Origin of the sequence: Paraburkholderia panacisoli, assembly GCF_008369935.1 — a bacterium.
Classification (GTDB): Bacteria; Pseudomonadota; Gammaproteobacteria; order Burkholderiales; family Burkholderiaceae; genus Paraburkholderia; species Paraburkholderia panacisoli.
Genome location: NZ_VTUZ01000052.1, coordinates 43,062 through 62,832, shown reverse-complemented (window position 1 = coordinate 62,832; position 19,771 = coordinate 43,062). Strand labels below are relative to the sequence as shown.

General features: G+C 62.5%; 15 protein-coding genes and 1 pseudogene. 5 read left to right on the top strand and 11 right to left on the bottom strand.

The genetic code is table 11. The features are described from left to right. Nucleotides 1-626: pseudogene (locus FVF58_RS43080) on the top strand (hypothetical protein); the annotation flags it as partial. 182 nt (nt 627-808) lie between these two features. On the opposite strand, the gene FVF58_RS43075 reads toward FVF58_RS43080, so the two are convergent. The 5 genes from FVF58_RS43075 to FVF58_RS43055 form a co-directional block, all read right to left on the bottom strand. Beyond that, nucleotides 809-1,687, bottom strand: a complete 879-nt coding sequence (locus FVF58_RS43075; protein ID WP_149675711.1) for an ATP-grasp fold amidoligase family protein — start codon at nt 1,685-1,687, stop codon at nt 809-811. Between the two features lie 519 nt (nt 1,688-2,206). After that, the gene (locus FVF58_RS43070) at nt 2,207-3,517 is read right to left on the bottom strand and encodes an MFS transporter (protein ID WP_149675710.1); all 1,311 of its coding nucleotides are present in this window, start codon (nt 3,515-3,517) and stop codon (nt 2,207-2,209) included. 181 nt (nt 3,518-3,698) lie between these two features. Beyond that, a complete protein-coding gene (gene pyk / locus FVF58_RS43065) occupies nt 3,699-5,117 on the bottom strand; it encodes a pyruvate kinase (RefSeq protein WP_149675709.1) in 1,419 nt (472 codons plus the stop codon). A 2-nt stretch (nt 5,118-5,119) separates the two neighbouring features. Further along, nucleotides 5,120-6,379, bottom strand: coding sequence for a glycerate kinase type-2 family protein (locus FVF58_RS43060; protein ID WP_246217465.1), 1,260 nt, complete (start codon nt 6,377-6,379; stop codon nt 5,120-5,122). A 305-nt stretch (nt 6,380-6,684) separates the two neighbouring features. Further along, complete coding sequence (locus tag FVF58_RS43055; RefSeq protein WP_149675707.1) at nt 6,685-7,779, bottom strand: tartrate dehydrogenase; 1,095 nt, start codon at nt 7,777-7,779, stop codon at nt 6,685-6,687. Between the two features lie 109 nt (nt 7,780-7,888). On the opposite strand from FVF58_RS43055, the gene FVF58_RS43050 reads away from it, so the two are divergent. Both FVF58_RS43050 and FVF58_RS43045 read left to right on the top strand, forming a co-directional pair. Continuing rightward, the gene (locus tag FVF58_RS43050; RefSeq protein WP_149675706.1) at nt 7,889-8,815 is read left to right on the top strand and encodes a LysR family transcriptional regulator; all 927 of its coding nucleotides are present in this window, start codon (nt 7,889-7,891) and stop codon (nt 8,813-8,815) included. 383 nt (nt 8,816-9,198) lie between these two features. Continuing rightward, a complete protein-coding gene (locus FVF58_RS43045) occupies nt 9,199-9,582 on the top strand; it encodes a hypothetical protein (RefSeq protein WP_149675705.1) in 384 nt (127 codons plus the stop codon). Nucleotides 9,583-9,655: 73 nt separating this feature from the next. Here FVF58_RS43045 and FVF58_RS43040 read toward each other — a convergent pair whose 3' ends face one another. From FVF58_RS43040 to FVF58_RS43020, 5 genes are all read right to left on the bottom strand, one after another. Further along, nucleotides 9,656-10,360 (bottom strand): transcriptional regulator NanR, encoded by a 705-nt coding sequence (locus FVF58_RS43040; RefSeq protein ID WP_149675704.1) that lies wholly within the window; start codon nt 10,358-10,360, stop codon nt 9,656-9,658. A 128-nt stretch (nt 10,361-10,488) separates the two neighbouring features. Then, a complete protein-coding gene (gene oiaK, locus FVF58_RS43035) occupies nt 10,489-11,862 on the bottom strand; it encodes a 3-oxo-isoapionate kinase OiaK (protein WP_149675718.1) in 1,374 nt (457 codons plus the stop codon). A gap of 7 nt (nt 11,863-11,869) precedes the next feature. Beyond that, a complete protein-coding gene (locus tag FVF58_RS43030; protein WP_149675703.1) occupies nt 11,870-13,114 on the bottom strand; it encodes a ribulose-bisphosphate carboxylase large subunit family protein in 1,245 nt (414 codons plus the stop codon). A 46-nt stretch (nt 13,115-13,160) separates the two neighbouring features. Continuing rightward, nucleotides 13,161-13,991 (bottom strand): phosphogluconate dehydrogenase C-terminal domain-containing protein, encoded by an 831-nt coding sequence (locus tag FVF58_RS43025; RefSeq protein ID WP_149675702.1) that lies wholly within the window; start codon nt 13,989-13,991, stop codon nt 13,161-13,163. Nucleotides 13,992-14,054: 63 nt separating this feature from the next. After that, nucleotides 14,055-15,428 (bottom strand): MFS transporter, encoded by a 1,374-nt coding sequence (locus FVF58_RS43020; protein WP_149675701.1) that lies wholly within the window; start codon nt 15,426-15,428, stop codon nt 14,055-14,057. A gap of 369 nt (nt 15,429-15,797) precedes the next feature. Between FVF58_RS43020 and FVF58_RS43015 the strand changes: the two genes are divergently transcribed. Beyond that, a complete protein-coding gene (locus FVF58_RS43015; RefSeq protein ID WP_149675700.1) occupies nt 15,798-16,958 on the top strand; it encodes a sigma-54-dependent Fis family transcriptional regulator in 1,161 nt (386 codons plus the stop codon). An 84-nt stretch (nt 16,959-17,042) separates the two neighbouring features. Further along, entirely contained in the window at nt 17,043-18,848 is a 1,806-nt protein-coding gene (locus tag FVF58_RS43010) for an NAD(P)/FAD-dependent oxidoreductase (RefSeq protein ID WP_149675699.1), read from the top strand. 59 nt (nt 18,849-18,907) lie between these two features. Here FVF58_RS43010 and FVF58_RS43005 read toward each other — a convergent pair whose 3' ends face one another. Next, nucleotides 18,908-19,738 (bottom strand): hypothetical protein, encoded by an 831-nt coding sequence (locus tag FVF58_RS43005; RefSeq protein ID WP_149675698.1) that lies wholly within the window; start codon nt 19,736-19,738, stop codon nt 18,908-18,910. Between the last annotated feature and the right edge of the window lie 33 nt (nt 19,739-19,771).

The following is a 19,771-nucleotide window of genomic DNA, read 5'->3' as shown; positions in this document are numbered from 1 at the left end:
ATGGCGTCACCATCTATGAATGTGGCAATGAACTGACACGCGACGGCGCCATTATTCTGGATTCCACCAACGCGGGAACGAAGGCACTCGACTTCAACAACACGAACTGGCCGGTCTTGCGAGCCGTGATGCGTGGCATGATCGACGGGGTGAAATCGGTTCAGCCTGCCGCGAAGTGCGGAATCAACTTCTGCGCAAACGATGTTGGCGCGTCCGATGCGTTGTGGGAGGGTACTCAACCCGACGGCAGCAGCGGCTATTCCAAGGTGCGCTGGGACATCACGACCTGGCACAACTACGAAGCCTACGGCGATATCTTCAATCTCGGTACCGACGGTGCTGGTCCTGGCTTCGATCTGCCGATATACTGCAAGGCCAGATATGGTGTGCCTTTCATCATCACCGAGTGGAACACGGGCCCGGAACAAACCGAGACGTACCGGGCGAACTACATCACTACAAAACTGGGTCAGTACTATCAGGCGAGAAAAACTCACAACATCCAGTCGGTGATGTACTACGTGCTCGATAGCGGAAACGATACGTTCGGCATTATGGTGAACGGCACGCCAATCAATCCGTCATATAGCGCATTTACGAGCTTTACCGCTAGCAACCCGGACTGATTTGCTTCAGTGCATCGCTCAACTCGGACGCCGGCACCGCTTCGTTGCCAGCCCTGACTGCTGACAGGCTACCGCCCCGATACAGCTTGCGCACGCGAACACCTGGTTCGCGTTCAAACATAGGTGTAAGACTGCAGTTCTGTTGAATTAGCGCATTGCGATCTATTGCGAGATTCAGTTGCTCACGTCAAAAGCCGTCCCCACTCAAAATCGACCCGGTCGGGCCTCATGGGAACCACACCAGCACCCGGCGTAAAGGTTAGCTCGCCAAAGTACACGTCATTGTTGGGAGCGTACAGGTCGACGCGAACATAGTTGAAGTCCTCCGACAGGATAGCCGCCGTCTCCAGAATCGCTTGCAGATTCTCCGGAGGCGGCGCGGGCGTCGGACTGCGAGCGTAAGGGCCGATCCCAACGTCAAGATGGTTCCATTGAGCGTCGTACACGTCGCCACGCGTGTCTTTGCCGAACCGGTCCGAGATCACGACGATAAACATCATCGGTCGGCCTGGCCGGCCGCCGAAGCAGTGGACCTTGTAGTCGGCAGGAATCTGGCCGCGTTCGTCGAGAAGAAGATGTTCGAAGAAAATGCGCGGCTGAATATCCCGGTAATGGCGTTCCCGGGCGATTCTGTAGAAGTCGGTAGACGTCCACCGGTCGGCCAGATTCTGCAAGCTCTCAAAAGTTTGTTGCGACTTGTCCCGAACGACTTCGACAAAGCTACTTCCGTGATTCGCTTTCATCACGAAGGAGTTGGGCAGCGTATCGAAGACCGCCCGCGTGAAAACGGTGGGCGACGCAATCAACGGCACCAGATACTTCTCGCCGACCTTGGCCTTGACATAGGCCCGCACGGCGAGCTTATCGGTCAGCGCACCGTAGCGCGGGTCGGGCCGTAAGCTGCGTTGCAGGATCTTTTCGTTGAATGTCGTGGGGTGGAACAGTTTCGGGAAGCGGCCAATGTGTTTCCGATGCAGCAGGCTGAGGAAAATCGCATCTGGAATAAACTGTTTTGCACTGTCCTTGATCCGTCGAACAAACGCGTCAGGCGGGTAGAGCATAGTATGTCTCCCAACAATGACCGGGCATTCATGGGCCATCGGGGTGCATTCGCCGGATGGCTCGATCTCATTGCGCGGAACGCCCCCTGCAATGCGCTGTGGCACGGCGTCTCTGGAACTCCTATCGCGTCGCGACATGGCCACAACACTATGCACTTGCGCGAGAGAAAATAAGAAACACTGACATGTTGCACTGAAGCATAACCGCGCGATATCCCGTAGAAACGTCGTGGCGCAAATCGAGGAGATATAGGCTCATTAAGCTGGATGTTTCAGCCGTTTCGCGTGCTTTAGCGAACAACGAGACGTTGGCTCACCCCTCCCTGTCTCCTTACAGATCTGGGGCGAATTAGTTTTAATCGGATTTCTATTCAGCGAGAGTAGGCGTTCGCAGTGGCGGTAGATATTCTACGTCTCGGATAGCAAGGTCGTTCGCCACGCCCCAGGAGTCCATCGAAAGGCGGCATCGCGGCGGCTTCGAATATCCGGAGAAGCGAATTGCAGATGCCACCCAAGCCATCAATGCCCATGCCGCTCCCCCACGGCACCCGGCGCCTGCTTCGCCTGCCGGCTCAGCAATAGCGTCACCACCGCAGACACAGCGAGCGTCGCCCCCACCACATACAAACCGGCCGCATACCCGCCCGTCACATCCTTCAGCCAGCCTATCGCAAACGGACCGACAAAGCCGCCAAGATTGCCGACGGAATTGATCATCGCGATACCCGCAGCTGCCCCGGCACCCGAGAGAAACACACTCGGCATCGCCCACAGCGGCGCTTTGGCGGCGCTGATCCCGATGTTCACCACAACGAGCGCAAGAATAATCATCAATGCGCTGCTGGCGCCCCCGGCGAAAACGAATCCGAGGCAAGCAATCACACATGGAATCACCACATGCCACGTCCGTTCTTCCGTACGGTCCGAATGCTTGGCCCACATGATCATCGCGACGACGGCCAGAATACTGGGCACACCTGCGATGAGCCCGGTTTCGAACGAACCGAAGCCGTACTGGCGAATGATCAGCGGCGCCCACAGCCCCAGCGTGTAGAGTCCGGCCGAAGTGCCAAAGTAGATCAGTGCCAGTGCAAGTACACGCGGGTCACGCAATGCACCGAGCGCGCCCGCCGTGTGACCGGCATGCGACTGCCTCGCATCGGCTTCCATTTTCAATCTGGCGATCAGCCATTCGCGTTCGTCGCTCTCCAGCCATTGCGCCTTCGAAGGCGAGTCCGTCAGGTACTTCAGCACCACGAAGCCGAGAATGATCGCGGGCACTGCTTCAATGATGTAGAGCAGCTGCCAGTCGGCCAAACCCCACATCGTTGGGAGTTTCATGATTGCGCCCGAGAGCGGCGAGCCGATGGCCGTGGAGATTGGAGCGGCCGCCATGAACCACGCCGCCGCTACCGCGCGTTGCCGGGTCGGGAACCACAAGCTGAGGTAAAGAATGATGCCCGGGAAGAAGCCGGCCTCGGCGACCCCCAGAGTAAATCGCAGAACATAAAAACTGGTCGGGCCAACGACGAACGCAGAGGCCGCCGACACGATGCCCCACGACACCATCACCCGCGCGATCCATCTACGCGCGCCCACTTTGTGCAGAATCAGATTCGAAGGCACTTCGAAAAGAAAGTAGCCGATGAAAAAAAGGCCGCCGCCAAGGCCGAACGCGGCCGGCGAAAGCCCGATGGCGTTGTTCATGGTCATCGCCGCGAACCCTACGTTGACGCGGTCGAGAAAGCTGACGAAGTACAGCAACATCACAAACGGAATAATCCGCAGCATCAGCTTGCGGGAAACCCGCGCTTCGAGATCGGAAATCATTGTGTCTCCTCCTTGGAGGGTCGAGCAGTGCTCTATGGGAAGATGCGGTGTTATCGGTACGTCAGCCGTCTGCGCGGCACTTCTTATCGGACTCCTGAAGCCAGCACCCTGGTGCCGCTGCCCCGCGAATCGGGCAGCTCAAAGAAGCCGTGAATATCCTTGATGCGTGCCATTCGATGCCTCACTGGATCTGCGCAATGCGCAGAAGGTTAGTTGTGCCGGGCGTGCCGAACGGCATACCTGCGGAGATCACGACGGTCTGACCGCTTACGCCGAAACCTTCGTCGCGCACGGTGTCGCAGGCAAGCTCGCTCACTTCGAGCGCGTCAACGAGTTCCTTGCACACGACGGGATGGACACCCCAAACCAGCGCCAGACGACGTGCCGTCCCGGTCTGCGGCGTCATGCCGACGATCGGTGCGCACGGCCGCTCGCGCGCCATGCGCAGGGCCGAATAGCCGGAACTGGTGTACGCAACCGTCGCGACCGCGTTCAGGAGGCCCGTGACGTGCCGCATCGCGTAGCCGATCGCATCCGAGGTGTTGGCGCGAGGCGCTGCATGCGAGGCCGCGATGACTTCGCGGTAATAAGGGTCGCGCTCGGTCTGCGAGATGATGAGGTCCATCATGCGCACCGCTTCGACAGGGTATTTGCCGCTCGCCGATTCGGCCGACAGCATCACGGCGTCGGCGCCGTCGTAGATGGCGGTGGCGACATCCGAGGCTTCGGCCCGCGTCGGCACCGGCGCCGTGACCATCGATTCGAGCATTTGCGTTGCGACGATGACCGGCTTGCCGGCCTTGCGGCACGCGCGAACGATTCGCTTCTGGATCGCGGGCACCTGCTCGGCCGGCATTTCGACGCCGAGGTCGCCGCGAGCGACCATCACGGCATCTGCCTCGTCGACGATCGCATCGAGGCTGCCGATCGCTGCCGGCTTCTCCAGCTTGGCGACGATCCCGACCCGGTCGCCGACGATCTTGCGGACCTCGCGAATGTCTTCGACGCGTTGCACGAAAGAAAGCGCCAGCCAGTCGATGCCCAGCGTGAGGCCGAACTCCAGATCGCGGCGATCCTTCTGCGTCATCGCCGAGAGCGGCAGCACCACGTCGGGAACGTTGACGCCCTTGCGCTCGGACAGCGGGCCGCCGACGATCACGGTCGTTTCGGCGAAGTCCGACCCGCAGCGCTCGACGCGCAACTGCACGCGACCATCGTCGAGCAACAGGTTGGTCCGTATCTGGAGGGCCGCGAAGATTTCAGGGTGTGGAAGGGAAACGCGGGTCACGTCGCCGGGCGTCTTCGCGTCGAGGTCGAGTCGAAACGCGGCGCCCTTCTCGAGGAAAATCGGGCCGTGCGCAAACGTACCGATCCGCAGCTTCGGCCCCTGAAGATCGAGCAGCACGCCGATGGGTCGCCCCATGCTCTTTTCAACGGACCGGATGACTTCGAGGCGACGTTGATGATCCTCGTGCGTGCCGTGGCTGAAGTTCAGCCGGAAGACATCGGCTCCTGCATTGAACAGTGCTTCGATGGTGTCGTGACTCGTGCTCGCGGGACCCAGCGTAGCGACGATTTTGGCATTACGAGTGCGGCGCATCTTTATCGACTCCTGGAAAGATCGCCGTGCTGCGCGGCGATGAAGATGGCACGAAAATCATTGACGTTGGTCAGCGTCGGCCCGGTGATGACCGAGTCGCCAAGCGCCTGAAAGAAGCCATGAGCGTCGTTGTTTTCGAGGCGCTCGGACTCACGGATGCCGCGCTCGCGAGCCCGCTCCAGCGTGTCCGGCCGCAGCAGTGCACCCGCAATTTCTTCCTGACCGTCCACGCCATCCGTATCGCCTGCCAGCGCGAACACGCCGGGTTCGCCATTGAGCGCGACGCCGAGCGAGAGCAGAAACTCGACGTTGCGGCCGCCCCGGCCGTCGCCGCGAATCGTGACCGTCGTCTCGCCGCCGGACAGCAGGATGCAGGGCGCGCGAAACGGTTGGCCGCGCCGGCTCACCTGCTTCGCGATGCCCGCCATCACCGCGCCGACGTCGCGGGCCTCGCCTTCGATCGCGTCGCCGAGAATGTGCACCTCGATGCCCGCCTCGCGCGACTTCGTCGCAGCCGCTTCGAGCGCGAGCTGAGGCGTGGCGATCAGGTGCGTTTCAATGTTGGGCAAACGTGGATCGCCGGGCTTCAAGGTTTCCGTCAATCCTTTTTCCAGCAGCGCGATTGCCGCGGGCGACGCGCAAATTTCGTAGCGACGCAGCACGGCGAGCGCATCCGCGCAGGTGGTCGTGTCGGGAACCGTTGGACCCGACGCGATATCGCTTGCGGCATCGGCCGGGACGTCCGAGATGATCAGGTTGACTACGCGTGCCGGGAAGCAGGCGGCCGCGAGCTGGCCGCCCTTGATCGCCGACAGATGACGGCGCACGCAATTCATTTCGGCGATGGTTGCGCCGCTCGCGAGCAGCGCCTGATTGATTTCCTGCTTGTCCCGCAGCGTGAGACCTTCGGCGGGCAGCGGCAGAAGCGACGATCCTCCGCCCGAGATGACGCAGATGACCAGATCGTCGGCGCTCAGTCCCGAGACGAGCCGCAGCAGGCGTTCGGCTGCTTCGAGACCTTGCTCGTCGGGGACCGGGTGCGCGGCCTCGACGATCTCGATGCGCTCGCACTCCACCGCGTAGCCGTAGCGCGTGACAACGAGCCCTTCGAGGGGACCGGCCCAGTGGTCTTCCACCGCTTTCGCCATGGCAGCCGAGGCTTTCCCTGCCCCGACGACGATGGTCCGCCCACGCGGCGGCTGTGGCAGGAAGTCCGGCACGCGCAACGCCGGTTGTGCGGTCGCGATCGCGGCGCCGAACATGTCCTTCAACAGACCATCGACTTCGAGGCCGTCCAACGCGCCGTTTATCGGCAATGGCTCACGGGTTGCCGGGCTATTCATTGCTGCTCCCGCGCAGCGGCCGGCAAGGCCGCAACAGAAGCGAAATACGCCTGGGTGGAGGAAGTGAACATCGTGTCTCCGGCTTTTTTCTGAGCGTCGGGACGAGTCGATCCGGGCCGCGAATTGCTGCGGCCTCGTGTGTCGATCGTGCTGTCGCGACTGCTCGCGGATGCACGCCCGCCGTCAGGCAGGCGCGCTGCGTCAGGCGTTGAATTCAGCCTGGCTCATGCCGCATTCGCTGCGGGAACCGCGGACTTTTCCAGCAACGCACAGACTGCGTCGGTGACCTGAGCCGTCGTTGCGGTGCCGCCCAGGTCGCGGGTGTGGAGAGACTTGTCGGCGGTGACTTTTTCGACGGCCTGCATCACACGCTTGGCCGCGTCGAATTCGCCGAGATGTTCGAGCAGCATCACGACCGACCAGAAAGTGCCGACCGGATTGGCAAGCCCCTTGCCCATGATGTCGAAGGCGGAGCCGTGAATCGGCTCGAACATCGACGGATAGCGGCGCTCCGGATCGATATTGCCGGTCGGCGCGATCCCGAGACTGCCGGCCAGTGCCGCGGCCAGGTCGCTGAGAATGTCCGCATGCAGATTGGTCGCGACGATCGTATCGAGCGACTCGGGACGGTTGACCATGCGCGCGGTCGACGCGTCCACCAGTTCCTTGTCCCATTTGACGTCCGGAAACTCCTTCGAAATTTCGAGCGCGATCTCGTCCCACATCACCATCGCGTGGCGCTGCGCGTTGCTCTTCGTGATGACGGTCAGCAGCTTGCGCGGACGCGATTGCGCGAGCCGGAACGCGAAGCGCATGATTCGCTCGACGCCGGCCCGAGTGAGGATCGACACGTCCGTGGCCGCTTCGATCGGATGCCCCTGGTGGACCCGGCCGCCCACGCCCGAATATTCGCCCTCGGAGTTCTCGCGGACGATCACCCAGTTCAGGTCTTCCGGCTTGCAGCGCTTGAGCGGCGCGTCGATGCCCGGCAGGATGCGGGTCGGCCGCACGTTCGCGTATTGATCGAGGCCCTGGCAGATCTTCAGGCGCAGGCCCCACAGCGTGATGTGGTCGGGAATGTCGGGGTCGCCCGCCGAACCGAACAGGATCGCGTCCTTGTCGCAAATCGCGTCCAGACCGTTCTCCGGCATCATCACGCCGTGCTTGCGGTAATAGTCGCCGCCCCAGTCGAAGCTTTCGAACTCGAACGCGAACGATTTATCCGACTTCGCGAGCGCCTCGAGAACCTGCTGACCGGCCGGCACGACCTCCTTGCCGATACCGTCGCCCGGAATGGTTGCGATGCGATAGGTTTTCATGTCTCCGTCCTTCATGGTGTTGGGGTGTGACTGAACTTTACTGACATCCGGACTCCAAAACCGGTGCTAAACTCAAACCATCTTTAACTTGAATTCACAAGTTCACACGATGCGTGAGACCGTCCAACCGGCCGATTTGAGTTTTTTCTCGACGCTTGCGGCGTCGGGCAGCCTGAGCGCGGCCGCGCGCGAATTGGGGCTGACGCCGGCCGCTGTCAGCAAGCGCCTGACGCAAATGGAGAGCCGCGCGGGCGTGGCGCTCATCAACCGGACCACCCGCAGGATGATGCTCACGCCCGAGGGCGAGCTTTATGTCGAGCACGCGCGCCGGATTCTCGACGAGATCGATCAGTTGTCGGAACTGCTCGGCACGGCGAGGGAAAGTCCGAAGGGATTGCTACGCGTGAATGCGACGCTCGGCTTTGGACGAAGCCACGTCGCGCCTGCGATCTCGCGGTTCGTCGCGGAGTATCCGCAGGTGTCCGTGCAACTCCAGTTGTCGGTGACGCCGCCGCCTTTGACCGACGACGCGTTCGACGTCTGCATCCGCTTCGGCGAGCCGCCCGATACGCGGGTGGTCGCGAGGCGTCTCGCCGTGAACCGGCGGCTGCTGTGCGCGGCGCCCTCGTATATCGCGTCGCATGGCATGCCGATGACCGCGCATGACCTCACGCGGCACAACTGCATCGGCATCCGGCAGGGGGACGAGGCTTATGGAGTGTGGCGTCTGACGTCGGGCAGAGGGGCATCCCGCAAGACGGAGGCGGTACGGATCAACGGCACGCTGACGACGAATGACGGCGAAATTGCCGTCAAGTGGGCGCTCGAAGGGCACGGCATCCTGATGCGGGCCGAATGGGATATCAAGCAGTACCTGGCGGACGGGTCTCTCGTTCGCGTGCTGCCCGATCACGAAACACCGAACGCCGATATCTTCGCGGTCTATTCCCAGCGGCATCAGATGTCCAATCGCATTCGCGCGTTTGTCGATTTCATTGCGCACGATCTGAGGACCGAGGTGGGGGAGCATGCGTAGCGGCTCCCCTCACTCGACCGGTCACGCGAACCGCGTGGAGCGATGCTGGCGACGCGCCATCTTCGGCGGAAAATAGCGCGCGACGCACAGCCCGTAGATGATCAGTGAGGCGACGGTATAAGGCACGAACTTCGCCGCGATTGATTTGGAACTTCTGTTATTTGGCCTTTGCCGGCATCGTCAGCAGCGATTCACGAGCAATCATTATTTCCGGCGCTGTTTGTCCAACTCACGTATGGCGCCGCAAAATCAAAACGGAAAATTTATTTCCTCAACCCTCAATTTTTCTTACAACCTCCCGATAACAGGAATGGATGACGTCCAGGACTATCCACAATCAGCCGGGCGTTATTCATTAATCTTTAAGACCAAACGGGGGATGCGTGAAGAAAATCGCTGTACTTGCTCTAGCTCTGGTCCTGGCTGGCTGCGCCGGCACTGGCAATGAGAGCTTGCGTTCTGAATCGGAAGCAACAGTCTCGACAAAGATCGCAGAGGGAAAGACCACCAAGCAGGAAATCCGCGCAAGATTCGGGTCGCCGCAGAAGACGGAATTCACGGACGCGGGACTCGAAGTGTGGCGTTATGAATTCGCGAAGATGCACTCCGACGGGGTTAATTTCATCCCCGTGGTGAACTGGTTTGGCTCCAGCCAGAGCGGCGAGAAGAAGGAACTGGTCGTTCTATTCGATTCGTCCAACGTCGTGAAACGCTATTCCATGAGCGTGTCGGACGTCAGTGTCAAGACCGGCATTTTCAACCAGTAAAAACTTCGGCTCGTGGAATATACGAGCCGCTTAATCAACTGGTTATCTGGCTTGCGCGTGATTCACAGCTGTATCACGTGATCAACGTGCGATAAAGCTCGTTGGCGCGAGTCAGATGCGCGCGCATCGCTTGCGCGGCTTCGTCGCCGTCGTGTTTGGCGATCGCATCGACAATACGCTGATGCTCCGAAAGCGTCAGCTCCTCTGCACCTGGTGCGCGCACCAGCGGTCGATAGTATTCGCCGGCCCAGCGAAACAGCGATTCGACGATCGAAGGAAAAATCGGATTGCCGCTGATCTTCGCGATCTCGCGATGAAATGCCATGTCGCGTTCAATGAACTCTTCGAGGTTGACCATCGATGCGCGATGTTGAGCCACGCTCAATTGCAGCCGCGCGACATCCTCTTCGGTCGCACGTTCGGCAGCCATGCGCGCGGTGCCGGTCTCTAGAAAGAGGCGTGCGTGCTTCAGATGCTCCAGCATGTCGGGATGCGTGCGCAGCAGATGCATCGCGCCGCCGGCAATCTGGCCGATGAGCCGGTCCGCCGTGGGCACGACGACGCGCGCGCGTTCGCCATGCACGATCTCGACGATGCCCGAACGTTCGAGCGTCTGCAGCGCCTCTCTGACAGCCGGCCGGCCGACGCCATAGATTTCCATCAGTTCGCGTTCCGACGGCAACTGCGCGCCGGGCGCGATTTCACCCGAGCGAATGCGCTCCATCAGACGGTCCACGACCTCCTGGTACAGTTTCCGACGCGGGATGATCTCGCCCATTACGTTTTCGTCATTCAAGCTTCTGGTGTGATGACGATACCATAGACTCTCAGGTCTTTGCGAGGAACTGCAGCGACGCAGCATGCAGCAACGAAGCACGACTCGCATCGAAGCGATCGGACGAGATGCTATCGACCGGTTCTGACTGTACCGAAGAAATCCGTGCCGCCAATCTGGCCTCCCTTCAGCACGATTTCGAGCCCATCGCGCCGTGCCGACGACGACCATGCGCGGCACAACGGCGCGCCAGGCGCGAGCCCGGCGGCGACACTCAGCGCATCGATCCCCAACGTGCTCGCGACTTCGCCGGAACTGTCGCCGCCCGCCACGACCACGCGCGAAAGCTCGACCTGATCCAGCAACTGACGCATCACTTCAGCCAGCGCGCCGCCGACATTGCGCGCGGCTTCCTGCCGCGTCAGGCCCGCGTCGCGCGCAATCGTGTCGAATGCCTGCACGGCCGGATCGTCCGGCCCTTCCGCGCTGTGAACGATCACGCTCTTGCCCGCGCGGATCGCAGCGGCGGCAACCGCGACCGCGCGAAGAATCTCGCCATTGCCCGTGTGCGGATCGAGCGCGCGATGCAAATCGAGCCGTTCGACATGAAAGCCATTCGCACGTGCCCACGCAATCTGCGCGGCCGTGACCGGCGAGCAGCTTCCGCTCACGGCCGCAATCTGTTCGACCGGCCTGGCAACCGGCAACGAAGGCGTCGCGGGCAACCAGCCACGTGAGCGCCAGTACGCGGCCAGCGCGTATTGCAGCCCGGACGACGACGCGGTGAACACGCCGCCCGCGCGCTGCTCCCATACCAGCCGCCCCGCTTCGACGAGCGTCTCGTCATCGAGCACGTCGATCATTACGACGGGCGTGTCGGCCGCGCACAAGGCTCGCACCCGTGAGGCGCCTTCGCCGGCGCGTAGTTGCAGCATGTCGACGAGATCGATGCGTCGCGAAGTCTGCCGGCCAAGATGAACGCGCAGGTCCGCTTCGTCCATCGGCGTGACCGGATGGCGCGACATGGTCGGATGGCGGTCGAGCCGGTAGCCGACGCCATCGACGGCGGCAAACAGATTGCCGAACATCTGATAGCGCTTCAGGCGCGGCGCACCCACCACCATCGGCGACCACTGCGCGGGCATCAGCTTCACGCCGAGGTCGATGGCCGCGCCGATCGAGCCGACTTGCGGCGACGAATCGAACGTCGAGCAGACCTTGTATTGCAGGATCGGCGCACCCAGCGCCGCGAGACCCGCGAACGCGGCGGGCAGCACATCGCGCATCCACGCCGGGCTGCGGCCGCGCGAAGAACCCGCGAGGCCGACGCAGCGCACGTCCGGAAAGCGCGTGAGCAGATCCGGCGTCGGCGTGTCGAGGCACAGCACGGTCGGCACGCCTGCCGCCGTCATGGCTTCCATTGCGTCGGTCGAACCGGTGAAGTCGTCGCCGTAATACGCGAGCAGCAGACCGTTGCCGAATGCCTCTTTCGCTGGATCGGTCATCACGTGCTCACTTCCAGAAGCCCAGCGCCGCACGCAACGACGCATGACGCACGGCATGACGTTCGAGCGGCACGCCTTCGATCGCGGCGACCCACGCTTCGCGCAGCGCCTCGACGCCCGCCGCGACACCCTGCGGATGGCCGAAGATACCGCCGCCCGCCGTATGAATCAGGTCGGCGCGGCCGATCGCGGCGTAGGTGTCGGCGGCCTGCAAACCTGTCTGGCCCGAGCTGAACACGGGCATCGCGGTCATCGGCGCTTCCGGCATGACCGGCGCGAGCACCGCACGTGCGGAGGCGATCACACTGTCGTCGGATTCGCTGAACTTGTTGCGCAAGCCGTTCACGTGCATGTGATCCGCACCCGCGAGACGCCAGAGCATCTGCCACGGCGCGTAGTCCCAGCCGAGCCCTTCGCTGCGCGTCAGATAACCCCAGCCCGCGCGATGCGCATGAATCGGCAGTTGCGAATGACGCCGCAGCTCATGCAGACCGACCAGCCCCACGGAATTGAGCACCGCCATCACGCAGGTGCCACCGTGTTCAAGCACGAGATCGTGACGGCGGCGCATCTGATCGAGATCGCCGGTCAGATTGAAGGCGACCATCACCTTCTTGCCGGTGCGCTCCGCATGCTCGTTGACGACGCGCATCACCGCTTTCACGCGCTCGTCGAACGGGCAGTGCGAACCGTCGGCCTGCAGTTCGTCGTCCTTGATGAAATCGATGCCGCCCTCGACGAGTTCGCGCACCTGCTGCGCGGTCTGCTCAGCTGACAGGCCGACGCTCGGCTTGATGATCGTGCCGATCAGCGGACCATGCGTGACGCCGCTCAGACGACGCGTGCCTTCAATCCCGAATGCCGGTCCCGGATAGGCCGCGGCGAACGATGGCGGCAACTTCAATCCGGTGAGCCGCAAGCCCGACACCTGACGCAACTCGAACAGATTGCCCGCGATGGTCGACATCAGGTTCGGCAGCGAAGGGCCGAAGTTCTCGATCGGCCACGACAGTTCGAGCGTGCAGCGCGTATAGCGGTTCGACGCGAAACCGCCGGCGAGGTGGGGCTCGTCGGAGGTGTCGAGAATCTCGAGCCGCTCGACGCGCGCCCCGGAGCGCGCCTTCAGCTCGGGCGTCTCGGTCGGCAGCGCCACGAAGGTGCCGCTCGACTGTTCGCCCGCGATGGTATCGGCGGCGCGGCGTGGATCGTCGCCCGTTTCCAGCCAGTAAGTTGCGTAGATGCGTTCGCTCACAATGCAGTCCCTGTCGAAAGTCGGTAAGGAGAAGTCGCGGCGCGCATCAGGTAATGCGGCGGATGCTCTCGGCGATTTCGTCGCGCTCGAACACGCCCTTCCAGTCGTCGCGCATCAGGCGCGGCTTGCCGAACTCGATCGCCTTGTTGCACGCATCGGAGAACGCGCCGGGAATCTCGTTGAAGATCACCGCGCTCAGGATGTTCATGTGGCCGAGCAGGAAATCGCGCGCCGCTTCTTTCGGCACACCGCGCTTCACGGTCTCGTCCATCGCTTCGCGCATCACATAGAGCAGCGTCGCGCAGATCGTCTCGGAGAGGCCTGGTTCGAGCAGCGCCATCTGGTCGACGCTCAGGCGGTATGAACGCAGGATCGGCTGATAGATCGTCTTCGCCACGTCTTCACCGAGGTCGAACGCGGACTCGGGGCCCTGCATCAACGCGCTCGTGATCGACTGCTTCGCATACGCGCCGCCGAAGAAATCGCGCCGCGCTTGCGGATCGGATTCGTCGTTGAAGATCAGCGGGTGGCACGGGTGCGCAACGAAGTACGTCAGGTCGGGGCGGTTCGGCAGATGGCCGGCGAACGGCGCGGCCGCGTCGAGCGTCATCACCATCGTGCCGGACGGCAGCTTCGGCGCGATCTCATGGCTGAGCTTGCCGATCAGCGTGTCGGGCACCGCGAGAATCACCACCTGCGCGCCGTCGATCGCCGCGTCGATGGACACGCAATCGACCTTCAGTTCGTCCTTCAGGCGCTTGCGGCCCGCCTCGCTCACTTCGACGTGAGCAACGCGGTAGTCCGATTTCAACAGATTGCTGGTCAGACGGAAGCCCATTTTTCCGCCCGCGCCGATCAATGCAATTTTCTCTTTCATGGTTCTATCTCCTTCGAAGGGTTCGCTGTCTGTTCGCTGTCTGTTCGGTATTAGTCGTGAGGCTCAGCCGGCGTGCGGATCCAGCGCGATCGCCGCCGATTCATCGGCCGTTCCTGTGCCGCGCTCGGCGCAGAACACGAAAGCGAGCACGGCGCTCATCAGCATGAAAACGCCGACCACGAACATCGGCGCGTGATACGAGCCGGTCGCGTCTTTCATCGCGCCGGTCAAGTAGGGCGCGACGAAGCCAGCCAGATTGCCGACCGTGTTGATCAGCGCGATGCCCGCGGCGGCCGCCGCGCCGGACAGAAAGCGCGCGGGCAGCGCCCAGAAGTTCGGCAGCGCGGAGAAGATCGCGCAGGCCGTGATCGTGATGACGGCAATGCTCGCCGACGGCGACTTCATGAACAGCGCGAGCGGAATGCTCAACGCGCCGATCAGCGCCGGAATGCCGATGTGCCAGTTGCGCACGCCATGCTTCGTCGCGTTGCGGCTCCAGAGGAACAGCACGATCGCCGCCGGCAGATACGGAACCGCGGTGATCAAGCCCTTCTGGAACACGTTGAAGTGCGAGCCGAACTGGCCTTCAAAGCCGCCGATGATGGTCGGCAGAAAGAACGCAAGCGCATACAGGCCGTAGATCAGGCCGAAGTACATCAGCGAGAACATCCACACGCGGCCGCTCTTCAGCGCGGCGCCCGCATGATGCCGGTGGTGGACGGCATTCGTTTCGCGCGCACGCTGCTCGGCTTCGAGTTCCTCGGTGAGCCATGTGCGTTCGTCGGACGTGAGCCAGCGCGCGTCGGACGGCCGGTCAGTCAGATAGAACCACGCGACGATGCCGATCACGATCGCCGGCACCGCGACGCCGAGAAACATCACGCGCCAGCCGGCGAGGCCGAGCACCCCATGCGCGCCGATCAGCAGCGCGGCAAACGGCGCACCGATCACGATCGTCAGCGGTTGCGCGAGGTAGAACAGCGCGAGGATGTGGCTGCGATGACGCTGCGGCACCCACGTGCTCAGAAACAGAATCGCGCCGGGAAAGAAGCCCGCTTCGGCGACGCCAAGCAGAAAACGCAGCGCATAGAGCCCCGGCACGCTGCTCACCCACGTGAACAGCAGCGCGACGATGCCCCACGTCACCATGATTCGCGCGAGCCAGCGGCGCGCGCCGAATTTGTGCAACGCCAGGTTGCTCGGCACTTCCAGAAAGATGTAGCCGATGAAGAACACGCCCGCCGCAAAACCGAACTGCGCGGCATCGAGGCCGAGGTCCTTCGTCATGCCGTTCGGCCCGGCGAATGAAATGGCGGTGCGGTCGAGGAAGTTGATGAAGAACATCAGCGCGACGAACGGCACGAGCCGCATCGACACCTTCCGTATGGTCGAACGCTCCAGTTGGCTGGCCTGAGCGGTTTGCGTTGCGGTTTGCATTGCGTCCTCCGACTTGACTCGCGACCTCGGCGAGAATCCACAGATCACACATGTGCTGTGCTGGTGTGATGAGTAGACCACCATGCTTAAACTGTGGGCACTGGGTTTACTACCGAGACGGGTGAATTGCGGTGGACGACGCATGCGGCCCCGAAAAGGCCCGTACCCGCCCGCGAGACGGCGCGTGCGGGTGAGAAAAAAATCTCACTCACGTCCATGGTGCAGCGCAGTGTGATCTGCCGGAGCACGCATGCTAAAAACCATCCTGTACGTTTCAGCTTCGGAGACATGCGGCGCCCCAGGTGGCGCACAATGCCTCCAGCACCCAGCTCGCGCCGTATTCGCGTTGTATTCGCCCGGAGACTCGTGATGCCCTACGTTCCGTCGACCCGACATATCGACCGCGTCTGCAATGTGATCGAAGGACGGACCACCCGGCCCGGCGCGGACGGCAAGCGGCTCGCGTCGTCGTACCGGCGCTCGCTGGAGCAATACCACCTCGACCCCGGCGCGACCGCCGGCCCGCGCGTTCTCACCACGCCCGAATTGCGCGACGTGCAGCATCGCGAGGAAACCTTCCTGCGCGCGTCCGGCCAGTGTCTGTCGCGGCTGCATGAAATGGTGCGCGAGGCCGACTACTGCGTGATGCTCACCGACGCGCAAGGCGTGACCATCGACTACCGCGTCGATCGCGACCGCCGCCACGACTTCAAACGCGCGGGCCTCTATCTCGGCTCGTGCTGGTCGGAAAGCGAAGAAGGCACTTGCGGCATCGCGTCGGTGCTGCTCGACGCCGAACCGATCACCGTGCACAGGATCGATCACTTTCGCGCGGCGTTCACGACGCTGACCTGCAGCGCGTCGCCGATCTTCGGCTTGCACGGTGAACTGCTCGGCGTGCTGGACGCATCGGCGGTGCGCTCACCCGACGAGCGCGAGAGCCAGCGGCTCGTCAACCATATCGTGCGGCAGAGCGCGCTGCTGATCGAAGACGCGTATTTTCTGAACGCGGCAACGGACTGCTGGGTGCTGCTCGCACATCGCAATCGTCACTACGTCGAAGCGCAGCCGGAAATTCTCATTGCGATCGATGCATGCGGCCAGGCGATCGCCGCGAACCGGCGCGCGCGTGAATGCGTGCCGGCGCTCAACCAGTTGCCGCGTCCCGTCGCGGAGTTGTTCGACATTGCGCCGGAGCGCCTGTTTGCCGCCAAGGCGAGCCGGGGGCTCGTCGCGCTCAGACTGAACGACTCGGGTTCGACGCTCTATGCGCGCGTGCGGCCGCCGCCCGTTGCGCGAATGCCGGCGAAACGCGAGGCCCCAGGGCAACGCGCCAACTCCCAAGCTACTGAGACACCCGACACGCCCGCGATGTCCGATAGCGATGCGCTCGAACGCAAGCGCATCGTCGCCGCGATGGGCGAAGCAAAGTGGCGCACGGAGCAGGCCGCGCAAGCGCTGGGCATGTCACGCGCGACGTTATACCGGCGCATTGCCAAGCTACACATCCTGCCGCCGCACAAGTGCTAGCCGCGCTCAATCGATTCCCTTAGCGGGCGCAGAACCCGCGTTTCCAATCGAAGTTCACTATCCGTTCCGTATGGAGGAGCAACCATGCCTGAAAACAATGTCAACCGCCCGATCTCCCGCGTTCTCGAAGCGCTTGATGCCGCCCTGCAAAGCGGCGACACCGCGGCAGCCCTCGAACTGTTCCAGCCCGATTGCTATTGGCGCGATCTGGTCGCGTTCACCTGGAACATCAAGACCATGGAAGGCCGCGAACAGATCGCCGCGATGCTGGATGCGCAGCTCGGTGCGATCAAGCCTTCGAAGCTGAAACTCGCGGAACAAGAGGAGCCCGCCACCGACGCGAACGGCGTGACGCAAGGCTGGATCACGTTCGAAACCGAAGTCGCACGCGGCAGCGGATTCATTCGCCTGAACAACGGCCGGATCTGGACCCTGCTCACGACGATGGCCGAACTCAAGGGCCACGAAGAGCCGAAGGGACCGCGCCGGCCGATGGGCGCCGAGCACGGCGCGCGTCCCGATCGCACGAGCTGGAAAGAAAACCGCGAGGCCGAACTCGACGCGCTCGGCAACTCGTCGCAGCCCTATTGCCTGATCGTTGGCGGCGGGCAAGGCGGGATCGGCCTCGGTGCGCGGCTGCGGCAGCTGGGCGTGCCGACCATCATCATCGATAAGAACGCCCGGCCCGGCGATGCGTGGCGCAATCGCTACAAGACGCTCTGCCTGCACGATCCGGTCTGGTACGACCATATGCCGTACCTGCCCTTCCCCGACAACTGGCCGGTATTCACGCCGAAGGACAAGATCGGCGACTGGCTGGAGATGTACACGAAGGTGATGGAGCTGAACTACTGGGGGTCGACCACCTGCAAGTCCGCGCGTTATGACGAGGCCAAAGGCGAATGGATCGTGGAAGTCGAGCGCGACGGGCGCAACATCACGTTACGGCCCAGGCAGCTCGTGCTGGCCACCGGCATGTCGGGCAAGCCGAACCTGCCCAAATTCAAGGGCATGGACGTGTTCAAGGGCGAGCAGCATCATTCGTCGCGGCATCCGGGCCCGGATGGCTATCGCGGCAAGAAGGTCGTCGTGATCGGCGCGAACAATTCGGCGCACGACATCTGCGCTGCGCTGTGGGAAGCCGGCGTCGACGTGACGATGGTGCAGCGCTCGTCCACGCACATCGTCAAGTCGGACTCGCTGATGGAGTTCGCGCTCGGCGATCTCTATTCGGAGCGCGCGGTGGCCGCTGGCATGACGACCGCGAAAGCCGATCTGACCTTCGCATCGATTCCGTACGCCATCCTTCACGAATTCCAGATTCCGGTGTTCAACGCGATCAGGGAGCGCGACGCCGACTACTACGATCGCCTGCAAAAGAGCGGCTTCATGCTCGATTTCGGCGATGACGATTCGGGGCTATTCATGAAGTACCTGCGGCGCGGCTCGGGTTACTACATCGATGTCGGCGCGTCCGAACTGGTGGCTAACGGGAAGATCAAGCTGAAGAGCGGCGTCGACGTGGTGGAGCTGAAAGAGCACTCGGTGCTGCTGAGCGACGGAAGTGAACTCGAAGCGGACGTGCTGGTTTACGCAACCGGATACGGTTCGATGAACGGCTGGGCCGCCGACCTGATCTCGCGCGAAGTTGCCGACAAGGTAGGCAAGGTGTGGGGCCTCGGTTCGAATACGACGAAAGACCCCGGGCCCTGGGAAGGCGAGCAGCGCAACATGTGGAAGCCCACGCAGCAGCCGGCGCTGTGGTTTCACGGCGGCAATCTGCATCAGTCGCGCCATTACTCGCAGTATCTGTCGCTGCAGCTGAAGGCGCGAATGGAAGGCATACCGACGCCGGTGTTCGGGCTGCAGGAGGTGCATCACCTGTCATAAGCGAAGCGTCGTGGGGCACGCCGCCAGCGTGCCCCACGAGCGAGTGGGCGCCGCGACCGTCAGCCAGCCTTGTACGGACTCTCCTTGAGCGAATAGTACAGATCGGGCTTCGCCAGTTCCGACAGTTCATTCGCGCAGGTGATAGCCAGCTGTTTCAAGCGGCCGCTATTGTTGAGTTTCTGAACGCCATTGAAATAGCAGTAGCTGCTGCTGCACCCGCCGTGTCTGAACGAAGGGTCGTAAAAAGGCATGGCCGACCATTCCAGGTCCTGGTTGACCTGCTCCTGGAATGCCTTGATCAGATCGGCTTCGGCCTTCTTGATGCCGACGTTCACTTCATTGGCCCAGTCGATTGCCTCCAGCATCGTGCCGAGCATGGTCTCGCACAATTCCGTCAGCCGCGCATGGCGGCGGCTGGCTTGCGCCACGGCGAGCGCCAGTTCCAGATGCGGGTTGCAAACGTCCGCGCCGGCGTCCGGCGTAGCCTTGAACTTGATCTGCGCCTTCTGCAGTTCCTTCACCGCGTCCTGAAGCTTCCAGCGATAGCGGTCGAACTCCTCGACGCTCAAATCCTTGAGCTTGAACTTGACCTTGTCCTGCGCCGTAGTGGCGTTCTTCAGATTGCGCTCGTGAAGCCCTTTGCGGACCTTGCGGTCGACGATACCCGTCACTTCAGCGGCAAGATCGCCGAGCACCGGGATCGGAATCAACTGCATCGCCTTCTTGGCGACGGCGAGAGCCACCGCCGCGCCCTTCGACGCGCCGGATCCGCTGGACTTGGTCGCGCTACGAACGCTGTGAAACGTCGATGAATTGGCCACCCGCGCAAAGACCGATTTGTTGTCGACCAGCGACCGGGCGTACTCCATCAGATTGTCGTTATTCCCCACGTGTTGCTCCGCTAATTATTTATATGGACAAAG

Coding starts and splice junctions, on each gene's coding strand:
- FVF58_RS43075 (WP_149675711.1), bottom strand. CDS start 1,687: ATGCTCTACCCGCCTGACGCGTTTGTTCGACGGATCAAGGACAGTGCA.
- FVF58_RS43070 (WP_149675710.1), bottom strand. CDS start 3,517: ATGATTTCCGATCTCGAAGCGCGGGTTTCCCGCAAGCTGATGCTGCGG.
- pyk (WP_149675709.1), bottom strand. CDS start 5,117: ATGCGCCGCACTCGTAATGCCAAAATCGTCGCTACGCTGGGTCCCGCG.
- FVF58_RS43060 (WP_246217465.1), bottom strand. CDS start 6,379: ATGTTCGGCGCCGCGATCGCGACCGCACAACCGGCGTTGCGCGTGCCG.
- FVF58_RS43055 (WP_149675707.1), bottom strand. CDS start 7,779: ATGAAAACCTATCGCATCGCAACCATTCCGGGCGACGGTATCGGCAAG.
- FVF58_RS43050 (WP_149675706.1), top strand. CDS start 7,889: ATGCGTGAGACCGTCCAACCGGCCGATTTGAGTTTTTTCTCGACGCTT.
- FVF58_RS43040 (WP_149675704.1), bottom strand. CDS start 10,360: ATGGGCGAGATCATCCCGCGTCGGAAACTGTACCAGGAGGTCGTGGAC.
- oiaK (WP_149675718.1), bottom strand. CDS start 11,862: ATGACCGATCCAGCGAAAGAGGCATTCGGCAACGGTCTGCTGCTCGCG.
- FVF58_RS43025 (WP_149675702.1), bottom strand. CDS start 13,991: ATGAAAGAGAAAATTGCATTGATCGGCGCGGGCGGAAAAATGGGCTTC.
- FVF58_RS43020 (WP_149675701.1), bottom strand. CDS start 15,428: ATGCAAACCGCAACGCAAACCGCTCAGGCCAGCCAACTGGAGCGTTCG.
- FVF58_RS43015 (WP_149675700.1), top strand. CDS start 15,798: ATGCCCTACGTTCCGTCGACCCGACATATCGACCGCGTCTGCAATGTG.
- FVF58_RS43010 (WP_149675699.1), top strand. CDS start 17,043: ATGCCTGAAAACAATGTCAACCGCCCGATCTCCCGCGTTCTCGAAGCG.